The following is a 315-nucleotide window of genomic DNA, read 5'->3' on the forward strand; positions in this document are numbered from 1 at the left end:
AGCGGGTCGTAGGGGCGGTAGCCGTTGGGGATGTACCAGCCGGTCAGCGGCTCGCGGCGCAGGCCGGTGTAGCCGAATGGCATTTTTTCATCGCCTTTCTGCTCGGCACCGTGAGTGGTGTAACGGAGTTGGCGGATGGTGTCATCGGCTTCGATACGCACGCTACCCTGGCCGTCGCAGCCGAGCAGGGTGGTCTTGGCGATGCCTTCGGCGACGCGGTTCAAGGCAAACAGATGCGCACCATCGCCGATCAGGTGCAGGCGGTCATCGCCACACTGTTCATGGGTTTGCTGACCGCCGCTGTAGAAACTGCGG

General features: G+C 63.2%; 1 protein-coding gene. It reads right to left on the reverse strand.

Annotated features, from left to right (window positions below):
* Positions 1–315 (reverse strand): hypothetical protein (locus HU720_RS24660; protein ID WP_186523643.1); only part of this gene is annotated, 315 nt, incomplete at both ends.

Source organism: Pseudomonas sp. SWRI51 (assembly GCF_014268825.1).
Taxonomy (GTDB): domain Bacteria; phylum Pseudomonadota; class Gammaproteobacteria; order Pseudomonadales; family Pseudomonadaceae; genus Aquipseudomonas; species Aquipseudomonas farsensis.